At 71.8% G+C, this 18,325-nt stretch carries 17 protein-coding genes; 8 read left to right on the top strand and 9 right to left on the bottom strand.

Annotated features, from left to right (window positions below; genetic code table 11):
• Positions 1–18: 18 nt before the first annotated feature.
• Positions 19–1,569 (top strand): GMC family oxidoreductase, encoded by a 1,551-nt coding sequence (locus LIV37_RS11600; RefSeq protein WP_020867303.1) that lies wholly within the window; start codon positions 19–21, stop codon positions 1,567–1,569.
• Positions 1,570–1,596: 27 nt separating this feature from the next.
• Here LIV37_RS11600 and LIV37_RS11605 read toward each other — a convergent pair whose 3' ends face one another.
• Complete coding sequence (locus LIV37_RS11605) at positions 1,597–2,391, bottom strand: IclR family transcriptional regulator (protein WP_121826098.1); 795 nt, start codon at positions 2,389–2,391, stop codon at positions 1,597–1,599.
• A gap of 173 nt (positions 2,392–2,564) precedes the next feature.
• Here LIV37_RS11605 and LIV37_RS11610 point away from each other — a divergent pair, with 173 nt between their 5' ends.
• The 3 genes from LIV37_RS11610 to LIV37_RS11620 all read left to right on the top strand — a co-directional run bounded on the left by LIV37_RS11610 (position 2,565) and on the right by LIV37_RS11620 (position 6,012).
• Entirely contained in the window at positions 2,565–4,520 is a 1,956-nt protein-coding gene (locus LIV37_RS11610; protein ID WP_020867305.1) for a GDSL-type esterase/lipase family protein, read from the top strand.
• A complete protein-coding gene (locus LIV37_RS11615; protein WP_020867306.1) occupies positions 4,517–4,951 on the top strand; it encodes a cytidine deaminase family protein in 435 nt (144 codons plus the stop codon). Before LIV37_RS11610 ends, LIV37_RS11615 begins: the two co-directional genes overlap by 4 nt.
• Before the next feature lie 95 nt (positions 4,952–5,046).
• Positions 5,047–6,012, top strand: coding sequence for an LLM class F420-dependent oxidoreductase (locus tag LIV37_RS11620; protein WP_121825587.1), 966 nt, complete (start codon positions 5,047–5,049; stop codon positions 6,010–6,012).
• Here LIV37_RS11620 and LIV37_RS11625 read toward each other — a convergent pair.
• A complete protein-coding gene (locus tag LIV37_RS11625; protein ID WP_020867308.1) occupies positions 5,999–6,928 on the bottom strand; it encodes a LysR family transcriptional regulator in 930 nt (309 codons plus the stop codon). The two genes, LIV37_RS11620 and LIV37_RS11625, sit on opposite strands and share 14 nt — an antisense overlap.
• Before the next feature lie 545 nt (positions 6,929–7,473).
• Between LIV37_RS11625 and ssuE the strand changes: the two genes are divergently transcribed.
• From ssuE to LIV37_RS11640, 3 genes are read left to right on the top strand one after another with little or no spacing between them, the layout of a single operon-like run.
• On the top strand, positions 7,474–8,028 hold the full coding sequence (gene ssuE, locus LIV37_RS11630) for an NADPH-dependent FMN reductase (protein ID WP_020867309.1): 555 nt from the start codon (positions 7,474–7,476) through the stop codon (positions 8,026–8,028).
• A gap of 2 nt (positions 8,029–8,030) precedes the next feature.
• Complete coding sequence (locus tag LIV37_RS11635) at positions 8,031–9,230, top strand: SfnB family sulfur acquisition oxidoreductase (RefSeq protein ID WP_020867310.1); 1,200 nt, start codon at positions 8,031–8,033, stop codon at positions 9,228–9,230.
• Between the two features lie 34 nt (positions 9,231–9,264).
• Entirely contained in the window at positions 9,265–10,374 is a 1,110-nt protein-coding gene (locus tag LIV37_RS11640; protein ID WP_020867311.1) for an LLM class flavin-dependent oxidoreductase, read from the top strand.
• A gap of 21 nt (positions 10,375–10,395) precedes the next feature.
• On the opposite strand, the gene LIV37_RS11645 is transcribed toward LIV37_RS11640, so the two are convergent.
• The gene (locus LIV37_RS11645) at positions 10,396–10,581 is read right to left on the bottom strand and encodes a DUF397 domain-containing protein (RefSeq protein WP_020867312.1); all 186 of its coding nucleotides are present in this window, start codon (positions 10,579–10,581) and stop codon (positions 10,396–10,398) included.
• The gene (locus tag LIV37_RS11650) at positions 10,578–11,435 is read right to left on the bottom strand and encodes a helix-turn-helix domain-containing protein (protein WP_020867313.1); all 858 of its coding nucleotides are present in this window, start codon (positions 11,433–11,435) and stop codon (positions 10,578–10,580) included. Before LIV37_RS11650 ends, LIV37_RS11645 begins: the two co-directional genes overlap by 4 nt.
• A 162-nt stretch (positions 11,436–11,597) precedes the next feature.
• Here LIV37_RS11650 and LIV37_RS11655 point away from each other — a divergent pair, with 162 nt between their 5' ends.
• Positions 11,598–12,035, top strand: a complete 438-nt coding sequence (locus LIV37_RS11655; RefSeq protein WP_020867314.1) for an ATP-binding protein — start codon at positions 11,598–11,600, stop codon at positions 12,033–12,035.
• A gap of 77 nt (positions 12,036–12,112) precedes the next feature.
• Here LIV37_RS11655 and LIV37_RS11660 read toward each other — a convergent pair whose 3' ends face one another.
• The 5 genes from LIV37_RS11660 to LIV37_RS11680 all read right to left on the bottom strand — a co-directional run bounded on the left by LIV37_RS11660 (position 12,113) and on the right by LIV37_RS11680 (position 18,322).
• Positions 12,113–14,398 carry a glycosyl hydrolase family 95 catalytic domain-containing protein gene (locus LIV37_RS11660; RefSeq protein WP_020867315.1) on the bottom strand — a complete coding sequence of 762 codons (2,286 nt, stop codon included), beginning with the start codon at positions 14,396–14,398 and terminating at the stop codon, positions 12,113–12,115.
• Between the two features lie 227 nt (positions 14,399–14,625).
• Positions 14,626–15,483 (bottom strand): ABC transporter ATP-binding protein, encoded by an 858-nt coding sequence (locus LIV37_RS11665; protein WP_020867316.1) that lies wholly within the window; start codon positions 15,481–15,483, stop codon positions 14,626–14,628.
• Positions 15,480–16,493, bottom strand: coding sequence for an ABC transporter ATP-binding protein (locus LIV37_RS11670; protein WP_020867317.1), 1,014 nt, complete (start codon positions 16,491–16,493; stop codon positions 15,480–15,482). The genes LIV37_RS11665 and LIV37_RS11670 overlap by 4 nt, the downstream gene beginning before the upstream one ends.
• Before the next feature lie 6 nt (positions 16,494–16,499).
• Positions 16,500–17,351, bottom strand: a complete 852-nt coding sequence (locus LIV37_RS11675; RefSeq protein ID WP_020867318.1) for an ABC transporter permease — start codon at positions 17,349–17,351, stop codon at positions 16,500–16,502.
• Entirely contained in the window at positions 17,348–18,322 is a 975-nt protein-coding gene (locus tag LIV37_RS11680; RefSeq protein ID WP_020867319.1) for an ABC transporter permease, read from the bottom strand. Before LIV37_RS11680 ends, LIV37_RS11675 begins: the two co-directional genes overlap by 4 nt.
• Positions 18,323–18,325: the final 3 nt, after the last annotated feature.

Genomic DNA, 18,325 nt, shown 5'->3' on the forward strand with positions numbered 1-18,325 from the left:
GGACGTGAGGAGAGGCCCGTGGACCAGTTCGACTACGTGGTGGTCGGCGGCGGTACGGCCGGATCGGTGGTCGCCGCCCGGCTGTCCGAGGACCCCTCGGTGAGCGTCTGCCTGCTGGAGGCGGGCCCGTCGGACGTCGGGGACGACAACGTGCTGCGGCTGAACCGCTGGATGGGGCTGCTGGGCTCCGGCTACGACTGGGACTATCCGGTCGAACCGCAGGAGAAGGGCAACAGCTTTCTGCGCCACGCCCGCGCGAAGGTGCTCGGCGGCTGCTCCTCGCACAACTCCTGCATCGCCTTCTGGGCCCCCGCCGAAGACCTCGACGAATGGGCCGCCATGGGCCTGGACGGCTGGTCGGCCGCCGACTGCTTCCCGCTCTTCCGGCGCCTGGAGGACAACGACGCGCCCGGCGACCACCACGGCCGCGGCGGCCCGGTCCGGATCCGCACCGTGCCGCCCGAGGACCCGTGCGGCAGGGCGGTGCTGGCGGCCTGCGAGGAGGTGGGCATCCCCATCACCTCGTTCAACACCGGGACGACGGTGGTGCGCGGAGCCCACTGGTTCCAGATCAACGCCCGTGAGGACGGCACCCGCTGCTCCGCCTCGGTGGCCTATCTCCACCCCGTCATGGACGCCCGGCCCAATCTGGAGGTGCGCACCGGACTCCAGGCCAGACGGCTGGTCCTGGACGAGGACCGGCGCTGTACCGGGGTCGACTACCTCTCCCCCGACCTGATCCACACCCTGAGGGTGCACGCCCGGCGCGAGGTCATCGTCTCCTGTGGCGCCATCGACACCCCGAAGCTGCTGATGCTCTCCGGGATCGGCCCGGCCGGACATCTGCGGGAGACGGGGGTGGAGGTGGCCGTGGACTCCCCCGGGGTCGGTGGCAACCTCCAGGACCACCCCGAGGGCGTCATCATGTGGAACGCCGAGCAGCCCATGATCAAGAGCTCCACCCAGTGGTGGGAGATCGGCGTCTTCACCGACACCGAACCCGATCTGGACCGCCCGGACCTGATGTTCCACTACGGGGCGACGCCCTTCGACATGAACACCTACCGCCGTGGCTACCCGACGTCGGAGAACGCCTTCTGCCTCACCCCGAACGTCACCCGGGCCCGCTCCCGGGGCACCGTGCGGCTGGCCACCCGCGACTTCCGCGACAAGGCGCGCGTCGATCCCCGCTACTTCACCGACTCCTACGACATGGAGATCATGACCCGCGGTCTGCTGCTGGCGCGCAAGATCGCCGCCCGGCCCGCGCTGGCCATGTGGGCGGGCGCCGAACTCGCCCCCGGGCCCGATGTGAACAGCGGCGACGAGCTGGCCGGGTACATCCGCGCGACCCACAACACCGTCTACCACCCGGCGTGCACGGTGCGGATGGGCGCGCCCGACGACGCGGACGCCCCGCTCGATCCGGAGCTGAGGGTCAAGGGGGTGACGGGACTGCGGGTGGCCGACGGCTCGGCGATGCCGTATCTCATCGCCGTCAATCCGTGCGTCACGACGATGATGATCGGCGAGAAGTGCGCGGACATGATCAAGCGCCGCCATCCCTGAGGGGGCCGGGGTCGCGGAGTCACCCGGCTACGGGCGCCACTGCGGGCCCGTGCCGGTCCCCCTCGGCACAACCGCCTCGATCTTCGCCCGGATCTCCCGCATCACCGCGACGATCCGTTCCTCCCGCCCCTCCGTCAGCCGGGCCGTGGGCACCGAGCAGCTGATCGCGTCCACCGCCGGGGCGTCGTACCGCAGGGCGAAACCGAAGCCCACGATGCCCAGGACCCCCTCCTCCCGGTCGATGGCGTGGCCCCGCTCCCGCACCCGCCGCAGATCGGCCAGGAGCGCGGCCCGGGTGCGGTGGGTGTTGGGCGTCGCCTGCTCCAACTCCTCGCGCGCCAGCGGAAGTTCACCGTCGATCCGCTCGGCGAGCAGCGCCTTCCCCAGGGCTCCCACATGGGCCGGGAGCCGCCGCCCGACGCGGCTGAAGGGGCGCAGGTACTCATGCGACTCCCGCGTGGCGAGGTAGACGACGTCGCCGCCGTCCAGCCGGGCGAAGTGAATGGTCTCGCCCAGCGCGTCGGACGCCTCGTCCAGATACGGCCGCGCCGCCCGCACCCGTGGATCGCTGTCCAGATAGCTGGTGCCGGTGAGCAGCGCGCGGATGCCGATGCCGTACAGCGAGCCGGTGACGTCGGTGCGCACCCAGCCGCGGTCGATCAGGGTCTTGAGGAGGGCGTACATACTGCTGCGCGGGACGCCGAGCTCCTCGGCGAGCTCGCGCAGCCGGGCCGGCTGGTCGCCGCGCGCGGCGAGCAGCTCCAGCAGCTCCACGGTGCGGCCCGCGGACTTCACTTCGCGCACCCCACCGGTTTCCGCCATGACCCACATCGTAACTGTCGCCGCACACCTTGACGTTGAACCGATTCATGGCTTCCATCGTGGGGCCACGACGCCTGGGAGCGCTCCCAGACTCCTCGGCATCCATTCCCTCCCCCGAGAGGACCCCCATGCGATCGATCCCGCACTCCTTGCGCAGAGTCTTCGTTCTTGTCATGACCGCGTCGCTCTGTGCGGTGGGGCTGAGCCTCGGCATCACCTCCACCGCACGGGCGGCGGCCCTGGGGAACGGCTCGGTGACCGACCCCAACATCGTCTACACCGGCCGCTGGGACCTCGGCTCCGCCACCGCCGCCGTCCCCAACTGGACCGGCGGCTACCTCCAGACGGCGTTCACCGGCACGACCGTGAAGGTCAAGGCCCGGGAGGCGGTGAACTTCTACGCGAGCGTCGACGGCGGCCCCGACGTCTTCTACGCGGGCGTCAAGGGCACCGTCGCCCTCACCCCCCAGCCGCTCCCCCAGGGCACCCACACCCTCCGCGTCTCCTACCGCTCCGGCGACACCGTCTTCCAGGGCCTGGTCCTGGACGCGGGCGCGGGCACCGTCGCCCCGCGCGTCCCGTCCGGGCTCATCGAGTTCGTGGGCGACTCCATCACCGCGGGCGCCCTCACCGACCGGCTCGCGCTGGACTCGTACGGCTGGAAGACCGGCGAGCGGCTGGGCATGCGGCACACCCAGATCGCCCGCTCGGGCTACTGCCTGGTCGGCAAGGGCGGCTGCGCGGGACTGGCCACGCAGTTCTTCAAGACGGCCTCGACCGGCGACCAGAACTGGGACTTCTCCCGCTACCAGGCCAGTGCGGTGGTCATCAACCTGGGCACCAATGACATCGGGCACGGCGTCACGGGGCCTGAGTTCCAGTCCGCGTACACCGGCCTCCTCCGCGACATCCGCGCGAAGTACCCGAACGCGGCGCTCTTCGCCGTCCAGACCCTCAAGAAGCGCTATGTGCCGGAGACCAAGGCGGCCGTGAGCGCGCGCAACGCGGCCGGTGACGCCAAGGTGAGCTATGTCGACACCACCGGCTGGCTCACGGACGGCACGGACTACGAGGACGGGAACGGCCATCCCAACGAGGCGGGGCACACCAAGTTCGCCGACCGCCTGGCCCCGGTCATCGCCGCGAAACTCGGCACCGTACGCGGCACCGCACGCGGCGCGGCGTCCCCCGAGGCCGCCGCTCCCGGCCAGCCGGGGGACCCGAACATCCGGTTCACCGGCCGCTGGGACACCAAGAGCTCGGCCACCGCCTACACCCCCTACTGGGCGGGCGCGTACTTCCGCACCGGCTTCACCGGCCGCACCGTCAAGCTCGAGCAGCGCAACGCGATCGACCTGTGGGCCAGCATCGACGGCGGCCCCGCCACCTTCTACGACGAGGCCAAGGGCACGGTCAACCTCACCCCGGCCCCGCTCGCCGCCGGAAACCACACCCTCCAGGTCAACTACCAGGTGGTCGCGGGCTCCTACCACGGTGACGCGGTCTTCCAGGGCCTGACCCTGGACAGCGGCGCCACCACCTTCACCCCGCCCGCCCCCGAGAACCTGATCGAATTCGTCGGCGACTCGATCACCGTCTCCACCACCACCTCGCAGAACGCCCGCACCGCCTACGGATGGCTCATCGGCGAACGGCTCGGCGCCGACCACACCCAGATCGCCCAGGGCGGCGCGGCCCTGGTCGACACGGCCGACGACCGGATGAGCCTGGAGCAGCAGTTCACCAAGCTCAACCCGAACGCCGCCACGCCCGACTGGGACTTCTCCCGCTACCAGGCGAGCGCGGTGGTCATCAACCTCGGCACCAACGATGTGGGCCGCGGGGTGACCCCGGCACAGTTCCAGGCGTCCTACGCCGCCCTGCTGCGCAAGGTCCGCACCGCCTACCCGAACGCCTGGATCTTCGGCTTGCGCACCTTCAGCGGCCGGTTCGGCACCGAGACCAAGGCCGCCGTGACCGCCTCCGGCGACGCCAGGGCCTCCTACGTCGACACCACCGGCTGGCTCGCCGCCGACGACCTCTCGGACTCGGTCCACCCCAACGACAAGGGCCACCGCACCATCACCGACCGCCTGGCCCCGGTGATCTCTGCCAAGCTCCGGACATGACCACGTCTCATTCCGCCGACCGTGACCTCGACCATGACCTCGTCCGGGCCGCGACCCAGGTGGCGGCCGCCCGCAGCCGGGGTGACAACCACACCGTGGCGGCGGCGGCCCGCGACCGGGACGGGCGGATCGTCACCGCGATGAACGCCTACCACTTCACCGGCGGCCCCTGCGCCGAACTCGTCGTCATCGGCGCGGCGGCCGCCCAGGGCGCGTACGACCTGGTGACCATGGTCGCCGTGGGCGACCGCGGCCGCGGGGTGATCCCTCCCTGCGGCCGGTGCCGTCAGATGATGCTCGACTACTTCCCGGACATCCGCGTCGTCGTCGGCGCGGGCGAGCGGCTGCGCGCCGTGCCCGTCGCCGATCTGCTCCCCGAGAGCTACCGCTGGGCCGACCACCAGGAGGAGGGCGGCGGCCCTACGCCCTGACCGTCTCCCGGGTCTACCGCGGGTGAGCCGCCACGACCCACGGTGACCAGCCGTTTGTCCCGTTTGGACGACACGGGGAACGGTACTCGGGAGCCATGGTTCGATGGGGATACACGATGATGACCGAGCAGGCCGGACCACGTCAGCTCGTCGACGACGTGGTCCGGGCCGAGCAGGTCGGGTTCGACTTCTCGGTGACCTCCGACCACTACTTCCCGTGGCTGGACTCCCAGGGGCACGCCCCGTATGCCTGGAGCGTGCTGGGCGCCGCCGCGCAGGCCACCTCCTCGATCCCGCTGACCACGTATGTCACCTGCCCCACCGTGCGCTATCACCCGGCGGTGGTGGCACAGAAGGCGGCGACGCTCCAGCTGCTGTCCGAGGGACGGTTCCGGCTGGGGCTCGGGTCCGGCGAGAACCTGAACGAGCATGTGGTCGGGCAGGGCTGGCCGGCGGCGGATGTGCGGCACGAGATGCTGGAAGAGGCGATCGAGATCATCCGGGCGCTGTTCGGCGGTGGCCATGTCACCCACCACGGCACCCACTACGACGTCGACTCGGCGAAGCTGTGGGATCTGCCGGACCAGCCGCCGCCCATCGGCGTGGCCGTCTCCGGGCCGCGGTCGTGCCGGCTGGCCGGGCGGCTGGCCGACATCCTGATCGCGACGGAGCCCAAGTCCGGGCTGCTGGCGGACTTCGAGGCGAACGGCGGCGGCGGGAAGCCACGGATCGGCCAGATCCCGGTCTGCTACGACCCCGACCGGGACGCGGCGATCGCCCGCGCCCATGACCAGTTCCGCTGGTTCGGGAGCGGCTGGAAGGTCAACTCGGAGCTGCCGGGGCCCGCCTCCTTCGCGGGCGCCACCCAGTTCGTCCGGCCCGAGGACGTGGCCGCGTCCATTCCGTGCGGCGACGACATCGAGGAGTTCACGGAGCTGATCCGGCCCTTCGTGGACGCGGGCTTCACGGATGTCGCCCTCGTCCAGATCGGCGGCGACCATCAGCGGCCGTTCCTGGACTGGGCCGAGAAGCGGCTGCTGCCCGCGCTCAGGGAGCTGTAGCCCGGGGAGTTCCGGGAGTGTCCGCGCGCCGTACGAAGAGCTCGTGCAGATCGCGTACGGCGCGTGGCACCGAGCCCGAGCGGCGGCGCTGGATCATCAGCAGCACCTCGGTGGCCTCGCCGTCCGCGAGCGGCCGGTGGGTGATCGCGCCCCCGCGCTCCAGGGGGTCGCCGATGACGCTGAAGTCGGGGAGCACGGTGACGCCGAGCCCCTCGGCCACCATCAGCTTGCCCATCTCGGCCCCGTCGGTGGAGTAGGAGAAGGACGGGGTGCGCCCGGCCAGCAGCCGGTGGATGAAGCGGTGCATCAGATAGCCGGAGCGCATCACGATCAGCGGCTCCCGCCCGTCCAGCAGATCCGCCGTGCTCACCGTCGGCCGGGCGGCCAGCGGGCTGTCCGGGCGCAGACAGACCACCGGGCGGCCGCGCAGCAGTTCGGTGGTCTCCAGGGTGGGCGGGACGTCGTCCCCCCGGAGGCAGTTGACCAGGCCCAGGTCGAAACTCCCCTCCAGCAGCGCCCGGTGGATCTCGGCCTGCTGCGCGCCCACCACCTCGACCTGGGTCACCGGGTGGGTGGCACGGAACTCCCGGACGGCCGGGATCAGCAGTGGGACGGTCGCGGTGTTGACCGTGCCCAGCCGGATCATCCGGCTGACGCGGTGCTGGTCACCGGCGGCGCCGCGCAACCTGTCGACGGCCTCGATGACGCTGGCGATATGCGGCAGCAACTCCCGTCCCTCCGCGCTGATCGTCGCGCCGGAGCGCTTGCGCTCCAGCAGATCGACGCCGAGTTCGCGTTCGAGATTGCGCACCGTCTCGCTGAGCGCCGGCTGGGACAGATGCAGTTCCTCGGCGGCGCGGCGGAGCGATCCGAGGCGGGTGACGGCGGCGATGTATTCCAGCTGTTCAATTCGCACACTCCGCACCCTGCCCGCGCGGGCCCGCCCGCTTCAAGGGGATCCCTATCACGGTCTCATGAATACCGACTCACTCCCCGGCCCGCGTCCCGGGTAATCTCGAAGCGGGCGCCGCGGAATTCCGCGGCCCGGCCCGCGCGTCCGGGATATGGAATGCCACCCGGCCTTCTTGACCGGCAGGACTTCCCCCTGGTTGGATCGGTGACATGAAGCGACAGGACCTCACGCGGCGACGCCATGTCGACCTCGCGCGTGTTTCCAGCGCGTCCTGTTGCTGTCCGGGCTGACCCGCCGTACGGGTCCGAGCGAGCCCTGAGGGATCACCTCCGCTTCGCTCTCCGTCGCCTCCCATGATCGGGAAAGGCTTTTAGCCGCCGCCACCGAGGAATCGCGGCCGCACTGCCCCGCCTTCGGCGCCCTTTCGCGCTCCCGGTCTTTCCGCGCCCCGGCCATGGTGAATTCCGTTCGCCGCCGGGCGCCGATTCCCCATGCCCGTAATTGCTCCACCGGGCCCGCCGCCTGGACCGCACCACGAAGGGTTGCTCATGGCCACTGTCCTGTCCCTCTCCGGCTCCCCCTCCGCCACCTCCCGCACCGCCCGGCTGCTGCGCCATCTGGACGCCCGGCTGACCGCCCAGGGCCATCATGTGGTCCCGCTCGACGTCCGTACCCTGCCCGCCGCCGCGCTGCTCGGCGCGGACTTCTCGCACCCGGCCATCGTCCGGGCCAAGGCGCTGGTCGAGCAGGCGGACGGGCTCGTGGTGGGGACGCCGGTCTACAAGGCCGCCTACTCCGGGCTGCTGAAGTCCCTGCTGGACCTGTTGCCGCAGTACGCGCTCGCGGGCAAGACCGTGCTGCCGCTGGCCACCGGTGGCACCAGCGCCCACGTCCTGGCCATCGACTACGCGCTGCGGCCGGTGCTGTCGTCCATGGGCGCGGCCCATATCGTCCAGGGCTGGTTCACCCTGGACAAGGACATCACGGTGGAGCCGGACGGCGGGGTGAGCGTGGCCGCCGGGGCCGCCGAGGCGCTGGAGCAGGTGGTCGACCAGTTCTCGGCGGCGCTCGGCCACCCCACCGTGCTGGCCGCGGCGAGCTGACCGTGTCCTCCCTTCCCGAGCCCGCCCATGTCATCGCCGATGACACCGAGGCGCTGAAGGTGGCCGCGGCGCTGGCCGAGGAGTTCCGTACGGGCGCCGCCGAGCGCGACGCACAACGCAGGCTGCCGCGGGCCGAGCTGGACCGGCTGTCCGCGTCCGGGCTCCTGGCCATCACCGTCCCGGCCGGGCACGGCGGCGCGGATGTGTCCGCCGTGACCCTCGCCGAGGTGTTCCGGCTGCTCGCGGCCGCCGACGCCAGCCTCGCCCAGATCCCGCAGAGCCACTTCTCATACGTCAACGTGCTGCGCCGGCAGGGCACCGAGGGCCAGCGGGCGTTCTTCTTCGGCGAGGTGCTGGCCGGGAAGCGGTTCGGCAACGCCCAGTCGGAGGCGGGCACCAAGCACCTCCAGGACATCCGCACCCGCCTCGCCCCGGCCGCCGACGGCTCGTACACCCTGACCGGTGTCAAGCACTACTCGACCGGTGCGCTGTTCGCCGACTGGATCCCGGTGCTGGCCCGTGTGGAGAACGACGATCTCCATGTGGCCTATGTGCCACGGGACGCGCCCGGTCTGACCGTCGTGGACGACTGGGAGGGCATGGGCCAGCGGACGACCGCGAGCGGCACCGTCCGGCTGGCGGCCGTGCCGGTGCCGGCCGACCGGGTCGTACCGCACCACCTCACCTTCCGTGGGCCCCAACTGCACGGTGCCGCCGCGCAGTCGCTGCACGCGGCCATCGACGCGGGGATCGCCTCGGGGGCGTTGGCGGAGGCGGTGGCGTTCGTCCGCACCAAGAGCCGCCCCTGGTTCGAGAGCGGCTTCGAGACCGCCGCCGAGGATCCGCTGCTCATCCAGCGCTTCGGTGAGCTGGCCCTCCAGGTCCGGGGCGCCGAGGCCCTGCTGTCGGCCGCCGCCCGGGCCGTGGACACCGCCCGTGGCCACCTCGACGACGACACCACCGCCGAGGCGTCGATCGCGGTGGCCGCAGCGAAGGTGGCGGCGGCCGACGCGGCCGTGGAGACGGGCAGTTCGCTGTTCGAGGTGGCCGGCACCCGCTCGGCCCTGGATGCCCTGTGCCTGCACCGCCACTGGCGGGACGCCCGTACGCACACCCTGCACGACCCGGCCCGCTGGAAGGTCCAGCACATCGGCCGCTATGTGCTGAACGGTACGAAACCACCCCGCCACGGCCTTCTGTAGCCACCGCCACCGCACCCCCGAACGGAGTCGCACCATGTCCCTCACCTTCCACTGGTTCCTGCCCACCAACGGCGACAGCCGCCATGTCGTCGGCGGTGGCCATGGCACCCCCGTCACCTCGGCCGGAGGGGACCGCCCGCCGTCGGTCGGCTATCTCTCCCAGATCGCCCGCGCCGCCGAACACCTCGGCTTCGAGGGCGCGCTCACTCCGACCGGCGCCTGGTGCGAGGACGCCTGGCTGACCACCGCGATGGTCAGCCAGCACACCGAGCGGCTGAAGTTCCTGGTGGCCTTCCGGCCCGGCTTCCTCTCGCCCACCTTCGCCGCCCAGATGGCCTCCACCTACCAGCGGCAGACCGGCGGACGGCTGATGCTCAACGTGGTCACCGGCGGCGAGAGCCAGGAGCAGCGCGGCTACGGCGACTTCCTCGACAAGGAGGCCCGCTACGCCCGCACCGGCGAGTTCCTGGGCATCGTCCGCGACCTGTGGGACGGCAAGACAGTCGATCTCGCCGGGGAACACCTCCATGTCGAGGGCGCCAAGCTGGCCCGGCTCCCCGACCCGATCCCCCAGGTCTACTTCGGCGGCTCCTCCCCCGCCGCCGGTCAGGTCGCCGCCCGCCACTCCGATGTCTACCTCACCTGGGGCGAACCGCCCGCCCAGGTGGCCCAGAAGATCGCCTGGATCCGTTCCCTCGCCGCCGGGCAGGGCCGTACGATCCGCTTCGGCATCCGGCTGCACGTCATCACCCGCGACACCGCCGAGCAGGCGTGGGCCGAGGCGCGCCGGCTGCTCGACGGCTTCGACCCGGAGACCGTGCGCTCCATCCAGTCCGGCCTCGGCCGCAGCGAGTCCGAGGGCCAGCAGCGCATGCTCGCCCTGCACGGCGGCAGCCTGGACAACCTCGAGATCTACCCCAACCTCTGGGCCGGCGTCGGCCTGGTGCGCGGCGGCGCGGGCACGGCGCTGGTGGGCAGCCATGCCGAGGTGGCCGAGCGGATCGCCGAGTACCACCGCCTCGGCGTCGACGAGTTCATCCTGTCCGGCTATCCGCATCTGGAGGAGGCGTATTGGTTCGGCGAGGGCGTCCTGCCCGTGCTGCGCAAGCAGGGGCTATGGGCCCACCCGACGCGCCCGCGATGAGTCCGCGGGCGCGCCTCCGGCTCAGCCGTGTGCGGCGAACCGGACGAACCGCGCCCAGCCGTCACGGCTGACGGCGAGACCGGGGTGGGTCGTGTCCTTGGAGTCCCGTACGTGGACGGCCTCTTCGGTGACGGCGACCTCCACGCAATCGTCTCCCTGACTGCCGCTGTAGCTGGACTTGAACCAGGTGAGTTCCGCCCTACTCATAGGTCTCCTCGCAGTCGCTCCAGCAGGCCACGGGAGTCTTGTGGTGTCAGGGCCTGCGAGCGCAGTGTGTCATAGCGCTGGTGGAGGAGGCGTACCTCTTTCGAGTCGGCAATCAGCCGTCCGTTCTGCTGACCCTCTGAGTAGGCGTAGCGCCGCCCTTCCGGTGTTTCCAGCAGCCGAACAGGTCCGTCCAGGCACGCGTGCAACTCAGCTTCGAGAGGGACGACTTGCAGCTTCACGTTACGCAGCGCGCTTCGCTCCAGCACGTGGTCGAACAAGCGCCGCCGCTGCTCTCGATCACCGAACCTCCTCCGGAAGACGGCCTCATCCACGATGAAGCTGAACGGGACGTGCGGCCGCTCGTGCAGCACCTTCTGCCGCTCGGTCCGCGCCATAAGCTGGGCCTCCAACTGCTCATCCGTCAGCAGAGGGATGGTGCCCTCGAACACCGCCCGCGCGTAGTCCTCCGACTGCAACAACCCAGGCACCAGCCGACACTCATACGTGTACAGGCTCACCGCCACCCGCTCCAGCCGCGCCCACCGCCGGAACCACGCCGCAAGACCCGGCTCACCCCGCGCGAGGAATCGGGCCGCCCTGCGCAGTGCGCCCGTGTTGCCCAGAACCTCCTCCGCCCGCTCCACGAACGACTCGTCCGGCATGCGCCGCCCCAGCTCCACCGATGCCACGGTGTGCTTCGAGAACCGGACCAGCTCCCCGAACTGCGCCCGGGTGAGGCCCGCGTGTTCGCGGAGGGCCTGGACCACGGCCCCGAAGGTCCGCAGACTGTCGGAGGGGTCGGGCTCCCGTTCCCCGTCACCGTCCCCGGCCACACAGGCGTTGTCGGTCGTCATACGCGGACACCTCCAGGTGCGTACGTGCGAGGGCCCCCGCGCTCGACTCACCCAGGGTGACGGATCAACGGGTGTACCGTCCACCGAACGCGCATGTACGCTGACACTGCGTACGCGGCGCGGCGCTGGTGAAGGCCGACGCTCACCCACCACCGTGGCCCCATGAACGCAAGCACGCCCCAACTCCCCGCCACGAACTGGACCTTTACCCAACGCCTGTCCTCCACGCGGCGCGGGGCCCGGCTGGCCCGGCTGCTCGCCGCGGAGCAGCTCCGCGCCTGGCCCGTGTCACCCGCCGTCGCCGACCGCGCCGTGGCGATCATCGCCGAGCTGAGCGCCAACGCGGCGCTGCACGGGCGCGTGCCGGGCCGCGACTTCCGGCTCGGCCTCGTCCTCGACGGCGCCACGGAAACCCTCCGCGTCGAGGTCACCGACACACGGGGCGAGCGGCGACCCGCCCTCCAGCCGGCCCCTCCCCCGGACCGTGAAACCGGGCGCGGCCTGCTGCTGGTGGACGCGCTCGCCGACCGCTGGGGCACCGAGCCGCACCCTCCGGTGGGCAAGACGGTATGGGCGGAGCTGGATTCCCGCACCGGCTGACCGGCGGTCGCGTGGCACGGCGCACCCCTGCCCGGCAGGGGTGCGCTCACTCCTTTCGTTCGGGCGGCCGCCGCGGTTCAGTCCGGCAGACCCCACGGCTTGGACTCGCCGACGGCCGGGACATCGCGCGGGGCCGGGTCCGGGCGGTGGCCCCGGGGGGTGATGAGGGCCGTCTCGTCGCGGGCGAGGGGAATCTCGATGCGGCCGGGGCCGGTGGTGCGGTAGTGGAGGGGGCGGCCCCGGTGGTCGCGGACGTCGATGGGGCCGGGGATGCCGTGGTGCAGGACGAGGGGGGCACCGGCCTCGCTGTGGACGCGGATCCAGCGGGTGCGCCCGGCCGAGTGGTCGGCGTCCACCAGGAAGGCGCCCTGGGTGCGCAGGGACTGGACCGAGAGGTCGGGCCAGCGGCGCGAGACGGAGGGGAAGACCCGCAGGACGCCGTTGTGGCTCTGGACGGCCATCTCGAGGATCGACTGGGCCGCCGTCAGGGGGCTTTCGGTGGCGAGGTTGCCGCCCTCGACGTACATGGTGTTCGGGGTGATCCAGGCGTTCTTGATCAGGTTGCCGTCCGTGAGGAAGGTGAGGAAGTCCAGGGCCTCCTCGGGCCGTTCCATGCGCGAGGCCATGGAGGAGGCGACGGCGTAGCTGTAACCGGCCCACAGGCTACGGTCCTTGACCCAGTGGTCGAAGGTGGTGCGCATGATGTCCCGGTCGGCCGGGCGGTCCCAGTCCAGCTCGTGCAGCGGGTAGAGCCAGAGCATATGGGAGAAGTGGCGGTGGGACTCGGTGAGCGGCTTGTCCGCGCCGATCATGATGCCGGTGGCATCGCGGGGGTAGGCCACCAGGCGGTCCAGGATCTCGCGCCAGCGCCGGGCGCGCGGGTGGTCGGTGCGCAGGATGCGCAGACAGTCCAGGAGGGTGGCGCAGCCCCAGCGGAGCAGGGAGAGGTCGTAGGTGCAGTCCTCGGCGTCCGCCCACTCCGGTGAGCGGGTCAGCGGCAGATGCAGCTTCCCGTCGCCGCCCTCGTGGAGGAAGTGGTCGTAGAAGTTCACCGCCTTGGCGAGGATCGGGTAGAGGACGTCGCGCACGATCGCTACGTCCATGGTGTGGCGGTAGCTGAGCCAGACGTTGTGCATGGCCCAGATGAGGTTGCCGTTGTTGTCGGTCTTGGTGGAGGTGCCGGGGATGCCGACGGTCTTGGCGCCGGGACGCAGCAGCCAGTCGGAGGGATGGGCGAGGGCGTAGGTGTCCCCGTCCTGGTACTCCGGTGGCACGGACAGCGGCAGGTTCTCCTCGAAGTCCCGGAAGGTGGAGGTGACGGAGTCGAGTTCAAGGTGGTTGGAGCCCTGGACCAGCCAGGTGGCGATCTGGACGTTGAGGTTCCACCAGACCGCGGTCCAGCTCCCTCCGGTCTCCGGGTACCACGGCCCCCATTCGGACATCGAGGGCCCGTCGGCGCGGGTGGCGCAGGCGACCTTGTAGAGCTGGATCCAGTAGAAGCTCTGCAGGCGCTTGTCGGGTACGGAGACCAGGCTGTGCTGGTAGAAGCGGTGCCACCAGGCGCGGTGCGAGCGCACCAGGTCGTCGGGGTCGGTGGCCAGGGTCCGGGCCACTTCAGCGACGGCCAGTCGGGTGGTGTGCGACAGGTCCCCGGGGTGGCGGTAGACGATATGGGCGGCCAGCAGCCTGCCGGTGCCCACCCGCCGTTCCCGCCAGGCGGTGGTCCAGCCGCCGCCCGCGATCAGCGGCTGCTCCACATACTGGGTGTCGCCCGCGGAGCCGGTGCGGGGGTCGGGGTTGCCGGTGTAGTCGGCGGGCTTGTCCTTGGTCCGGGGCGAGGCCGCGGGCATCCATGTGAACGACCAGGCCGCGCTCTCCTCTCCCGCGCTGGGCCGGGTGGAGATCAGCAGCGCGGTACGGGCGTTGTGCACCAGCATCGAGAAGCGGACGCTGCCCCGGGTGGTGGTGACGGTGCCGCGCAGCTCGGCGTCCCACAGGTCGAGGGTCCAGTCGACCCCGGTCACCTCTCCGGCGAGGGTGAGGCCGAAGTGGCCGATGGGCAGGCGGGAGTAGCCGTACGGGGCGCGCCACTGGGGGCGCTGGTCCTGCACCTGACTGTGGCTGAGCATGACTTTCACGGAGTTGGGCGTGGCGCCCCGGTACACCACCGCGCCGAGCAGGCCGTTGGCCAGGAAGGGGCCGTCCTTCCAGTCGCCGGGCATCCGCCGCCACCGCGGGGCGGCGGCCCTGGCCATCCGCTCGGGCAGGGCCGCCGCTCCGCCGGACGCCTGGGGCGCGGCCCAGGCGGTGCCGGATCCGGCCAGCCAGCCTCCGGCGCCGACCGCGGCCGCGGTGCCGATCACACCTCTTCGAGAGATCCCGTTCCCTGTTGGCGCGGTCACGTATGTGCCTCCCATATCCGGTGGTGAACTACCGGCATGGTGCAGGGCACATGGCCACCTGGGAATACCTCCGACGTATGGAAATTCATACCGTCACATATCCGCAGGTGAGTGGGCTCAGCTCCCCACACTGAGCCGTCGAGCGCCAGAGTGAGCCGATGTCTCACCTTCGGCGGCCACGGTCGCGGTCATAGCTCGGCGAGTTCCGCGCGCAGCCGTACCGTCTCCGCCGGGTCCCAGCCGTCGTGCGGCACCGACGACAGCAGCAGCCGGGTGTACGGGTCCTCCGGGGTGTCCAGCACCCGGGCCGTCGGACCCGTCTCGACCGCGCGGCCGCGCCGCATCACCAGCGTGTCGTCCGTGATGTGCCGTACGACGGCCAGGTCATGGCTGACGAAGACCAGGGCCACACCGGTCTCCCGGCGGATGTCGGCGAGCAGCCGGAGGATCTGCGCCTGGATGGACACGTCCAGCGCCGCCACCGCCTCGTCCAGCACCAGCACCTCCGGTTCCACGGCGAGCGCACGGGCGATGGCCAGCCGCTGGCGCTGCCCGCCCGACAGACCGCGCGGACGGGCGTCGCCCTCCCGCTTGCCGAGGCCCACCTGGTCCAGCAGCTCCTCGATCCGGCCGGCGGCGGCCTGCCCCTCGTACCGGCCGTGCAGCCGCAGGGCGGTGTGCAGGCACTGACGCGCGGTCAGCCGCGGGTCGAGCGATACGTACGGGTCCTGGAAGACGATCTGGATCTCGCGGGCGCGGCCCAGCCGCGCGGCCCGGCGCGCGCCAGGGCCGAGCAGCCGTCCGCCGCCCCGCCGTCCCGGTGTGCGTGCCCGCCCGTTCACCGTGATGGTCCCCGCGTCCGGGCGTACCAGGTCCACCAGGATCCGGGCCACCGTGGTCTTGCCGGAGCCGGACTCCCCGACGATGCCGAGCGAGCCACCGGCCGGGACGGAGAACGAGACGTCGTCCACGGCCGTGGTCCGGCCGCCGCCCGGGAGCGCGTAGGTCTTGCGCAGCCCCTCCACGACGAGTGCGGGCTCGGTCATGCGCTGCTCCTCGATACGAGTTCCAGTCGGCGGCAGGCCGCGGAGCCGTACCTCTCCGATCCGTCGCCGCCGCCGTCGCCGCCGAACGGGACGGCCACCGGCGCCCAGGTCTCGCACTCCGCCTCGGCCCGTGCGCAGCGCGGGAGGAAGGGGCAGCCGGTGAGGGCGTCGGACAGGGACGGCGGACGGCCGGGGATGGGCCGCGGTTCGCGGTCGTCCCCCAGGCTGGGCGAGCATTCCAGCAGACCGCGGGTGTAGGGGTGTTTCGGGTCGGCGAACAGCCCGTGGGCGGGCTGCTGCTCCACCACGCGGCCCGCGTACATCACATACACGCGGTCGCAGTAGGCGGCCGCGAGCGGCAGGTCGTGGGTGATGAAGAGCGTCCCGAGGCCGCTTCCGGCCCGCCGCCGCTCCTCCTGGACGGACCGCAGCAGGGCCAGCACCTCCGCCTGGGTGGTCGCGTCCAGCGCGCTCGTCGCCTCGTCGGCGAGGAGCAGGTCGGGGTCGGTGGCCAGGGCGGCGGCGATCACGACCCGCTGCAGCATTCCGCCGGACAGCTCGTGCGGGCGCTGCCGCATCCGGCGCTCGGGTTCGGACAGCCCCACCGAGGCCAGCAGCTCCGTCGCCTTCACCACCGCGTCGCGCCGGGACAGGCCCAGGACCCGGGTGAGCGGATCGGTGAGGAAGTCGCCGATCCGGCGGACCGGGTTCATCGCCGAGCGCGGGTCCTGGAAGATCATGGAGACGGTACGGGACCGGTGCCGGCGCAGCCGGGCCGGGTCCATGGCGAGCACGTCCTCGCCGTCCACCCGTACCGAGCCGGAGGCCCGCGCCCCCTCGGGGAGCATCCGCAGCACCGCCCGGGCCGTCGTGGACTTGCCCGAGCCGGACTCGCCCACCAGGCCGACCACTTCACCCCGGCCGACCCTCAGCGACACCTCGGCGAGCATCGGCCGGGCGGCGGCGCCGGCCGGCAGTTCGATGGTGAGATCCTCGATGTCCAGCAGCATCGCCGGCTACCTCCCCTTGCCCAGCCGGTCCGAGACCCGGACCCCGACGATGTTGAAGGCCACCACGACGGCGGCGATGGCCGTGCCCGGTACGAGGGCCGGCAGCAACGCCCCCTGCACCACGGCGTCCTGCCCCTCCTGCACCATCAGCCCCCAGTCGATCGAGGGCGATCCGGCGCCGAAGCCCAGATAGCTGAGGGTGGCCAGGCTCATCAGCCCCTCGCCGAAGAGCACCACGAGATAGCCGACGATCGCCCCGGCCAGATTGGGCACCAGATGGCGCACGCAGATCCGGGTCCCGCTCATGCCCTGCACCCGGTAGGCGTCGACATACGGCTTGGACCGCTCGGCGAGGGCGAGGCTGCGGGTGTACCGCGCGATGGTGGGCGCGTACGCGAGCCCCAGCGCGATGATCGACGTGGTGAGGCCGTCGCCGAAGACCGCGATCACCAGGACCACGAACAGCAGGCCGGGGAAGGCGTACATCACATCGGTCACCCGCGAGAGCAGGGTGTCCACCCAGCCGCCGCGCCACGCCGCGACCGTGCCCATCGTGACGCCGAGCAGCGCGGCCAGCGCGAGCAGCACCAGGGGTGCCAGCAGGCTCGACCGGGCGCCGTACAGCAGCCGGGAGAGCAGATCCTGCCCCGAGGCGTCGGTGCCCAGCGGATGCTGGGAGGTGGTCCCCGCGAGCGAGGCGGACAGGTCGACCGCGTCGGGCGCGTGCGGGGCGATCAGAGGTGCGCACACCGCCGCCACCACGACCAGGACGAGGAAGCCGCCCGCGATCATCACCGGTACCGGGCGCCGGGCCCGGACCCGCACCGGGATCAGTGCCCCGGCCGTCACCGTCGTCATGCGGTCTTTCCTTCCGGCTTGCTTCGCGGCTTCCCGCCCGGCGCGACCCGGGGGTCGATCAGCGGATGGACCAGGTCGACCAGCGTCGTCACCACGACATAGCCGATGACCATCAGCAGCAGCACCGCCTGGGTGACCGGGAAGTCGTGCGTGGTGATCGCGCTCACCAGCAGGGAGCCGATCCCGCTGAGCCCGAAGGCGGTCTCGACCACCACCGTCCCGGCGAGCATGCCCGCCATGACGAGCCCGCACATGGTGACGATCGGGCCGAGCGCGTTGCGCAGCACATGCTGGACGACGATCTGGCGCTCCGACTGCCCGGAGGCGCGGGCCGCCTCCACATGGTCGGAGGCGTACGCCTCGGCCATGGCCTGCCGGGTGACCCGGCTGATCACGGCGAGGGCGCTGAGGGCGAGGGCGAACGCGGGGAGCGTCAGGTGGTGCAGCCGCCCGGTGAGCCCCTCGCCCTGGCCCGTCACCGGGAACCAGCCGAGACGCACCCCGAACAGCGAGACCAGCGCGATGGCCGCCACGAAGGCGGGCACCGAGGCGGCGAGCGTGGTCCCGCCGACCACCGCCGAGTCCACCCAGCCGCGGCGCAGCGCCGCCAGCACTCCGGAGCCGACGCCCAGCACCACGAAGAACACCGTGGCGTAGGCGACGAGCTCCAGGGTGGTCGGCAGCCGCGTCCCGATCAGGTCGGCCACATGGTCGCGGTACTGGAACGACCGGCCCAGGTCTCCCTGGAGGCCGTCCCACAGCCACCGGCCGTACTGGACGACGAGCGGCTCGTCCAGGTGGTGCTCCGCGCGGACCGCCGCGAGCTTCTCCGGGGTGAGCTCCTGTCGGCTGCCGGAGAGGAGGACGGCGGGGTCCCCGGGGGCCGCGTAGACGGCGGCGAAGATGACGAACGAGGCGGCGAGCAGCGTGGTGAACAGGCCGGCGATCCGCCGCGGCAGTCCGCGGATCATGGC

Origin of the sequence: Streptomyces rapamycinicus NRRL 5491 (assembly GCF_024298965.1) — a bacterium.
GTDB lineage: Bacteria > Actinomycetota > Actinomycetes > Streptomycetales > Streptomycetaceae > Streptomyces > Streptomyces rapamycinicus.

What these genes read in the sequence shown, in the direction of transcription:
- LIV37_RS11605 (WP_121826098.1), bottom strand. Translation starts at nt 2,391, where the DNA reads ATGGCGGAAACCGGTGGGGTGCGCGAAGTGAAGTCCGCGGGCCGCACC.
- LIV37_RS11610 (WP_020867305.1), top strand. Translation starts at nt 2,565, where the DNA reads ATGACCGCGTCGCTCTGTGCGGTGGGGCTGAGCCTCGGCATCACCTCC.
- LIV37_RS11615 (WP_020867306.1), top strand. Translation starts at nt 4,517, where the DNA reads ATGACCACGTCTCATTCCGCCGACCGTGACCTCGACCATGACCTCGTC.
- LIV37_RS11620 (WP_121825587.1), top strand. Translation starts at nt 5,047, where the DNA reads ATGGTTCGATGGGGATACACGATGATGACCGAGCAGGCCGGACCACGT.
- ssuE (WP_020867309.1), top strand. Translation starts at nt 7,474, where the DNA reads ATGGCCACTGTCCTGTCCCTCTCCGGCTCCCCCTCCGCCACCTCCCGC.
- LIV37_RS11640 (WP_020867311.1), top strand. Translation starts at nt 9,265, where the DNA reads ATGTCCCTCACCTTCCACTGGTTCCTGCCCACCAACGGCGACAGCCGC.
- LIV37_RS11645 (WP_020867312.1), bottom strand. Translation starts at nt 10,581, where the DNA reads ATGAGTAGGGCGGAACTCACCTGGTTCAAGTCCAGCTACAGCGGCAGT.
- LIV37_RS11650 (WP_020867313.1), bottom strand. Translation starts at nt 11,435, where the DNA reads ATGACGACCGACAACGCCTGTGTGGCCGGGGACGGTGACGGGGAACGG.
- LIV37_RS11655 (WP_020867314.1), top strand. Translation starts at nt 11,598, where the DNA reads ATGAACGCAAGCACGCCCCAACTCCCCGCCACGAACTGGACCTTTACC.
- LIV37_RS11665 (WP_020867316.1), bottom strand. Translation starts at nt 15,483, where the DNA reads ATGACCGAGCCCGCACTCGTCGTGGAGGGGCTGCGCAAGACCTACGCG.
- LIV37_RS11670 (WP_020867317.1), bottom strand. Translation starts at nt 16,493, where the DNA reads ATGCTGCTGGACATCGAGGATCTCACCATCGAACTGCCGGCCGGCGCC.
- LIV37_RS11675 (WP_020867318.1), bottom strand. Translation starts at nt 17,351, where the DNA reads ATGACGACGGTGACGGCCGGGGCACTGATCCCGGTGCGGGTCCGGGCC.
- LIV37_RS11680 (WP_020867319.1), bottom strand. Translation starts at nt 18,322, where the DNA reads ATGATCCGCGGACTGCCGCGGCGGATCGCCGGCCTGTTCACCACGCTG.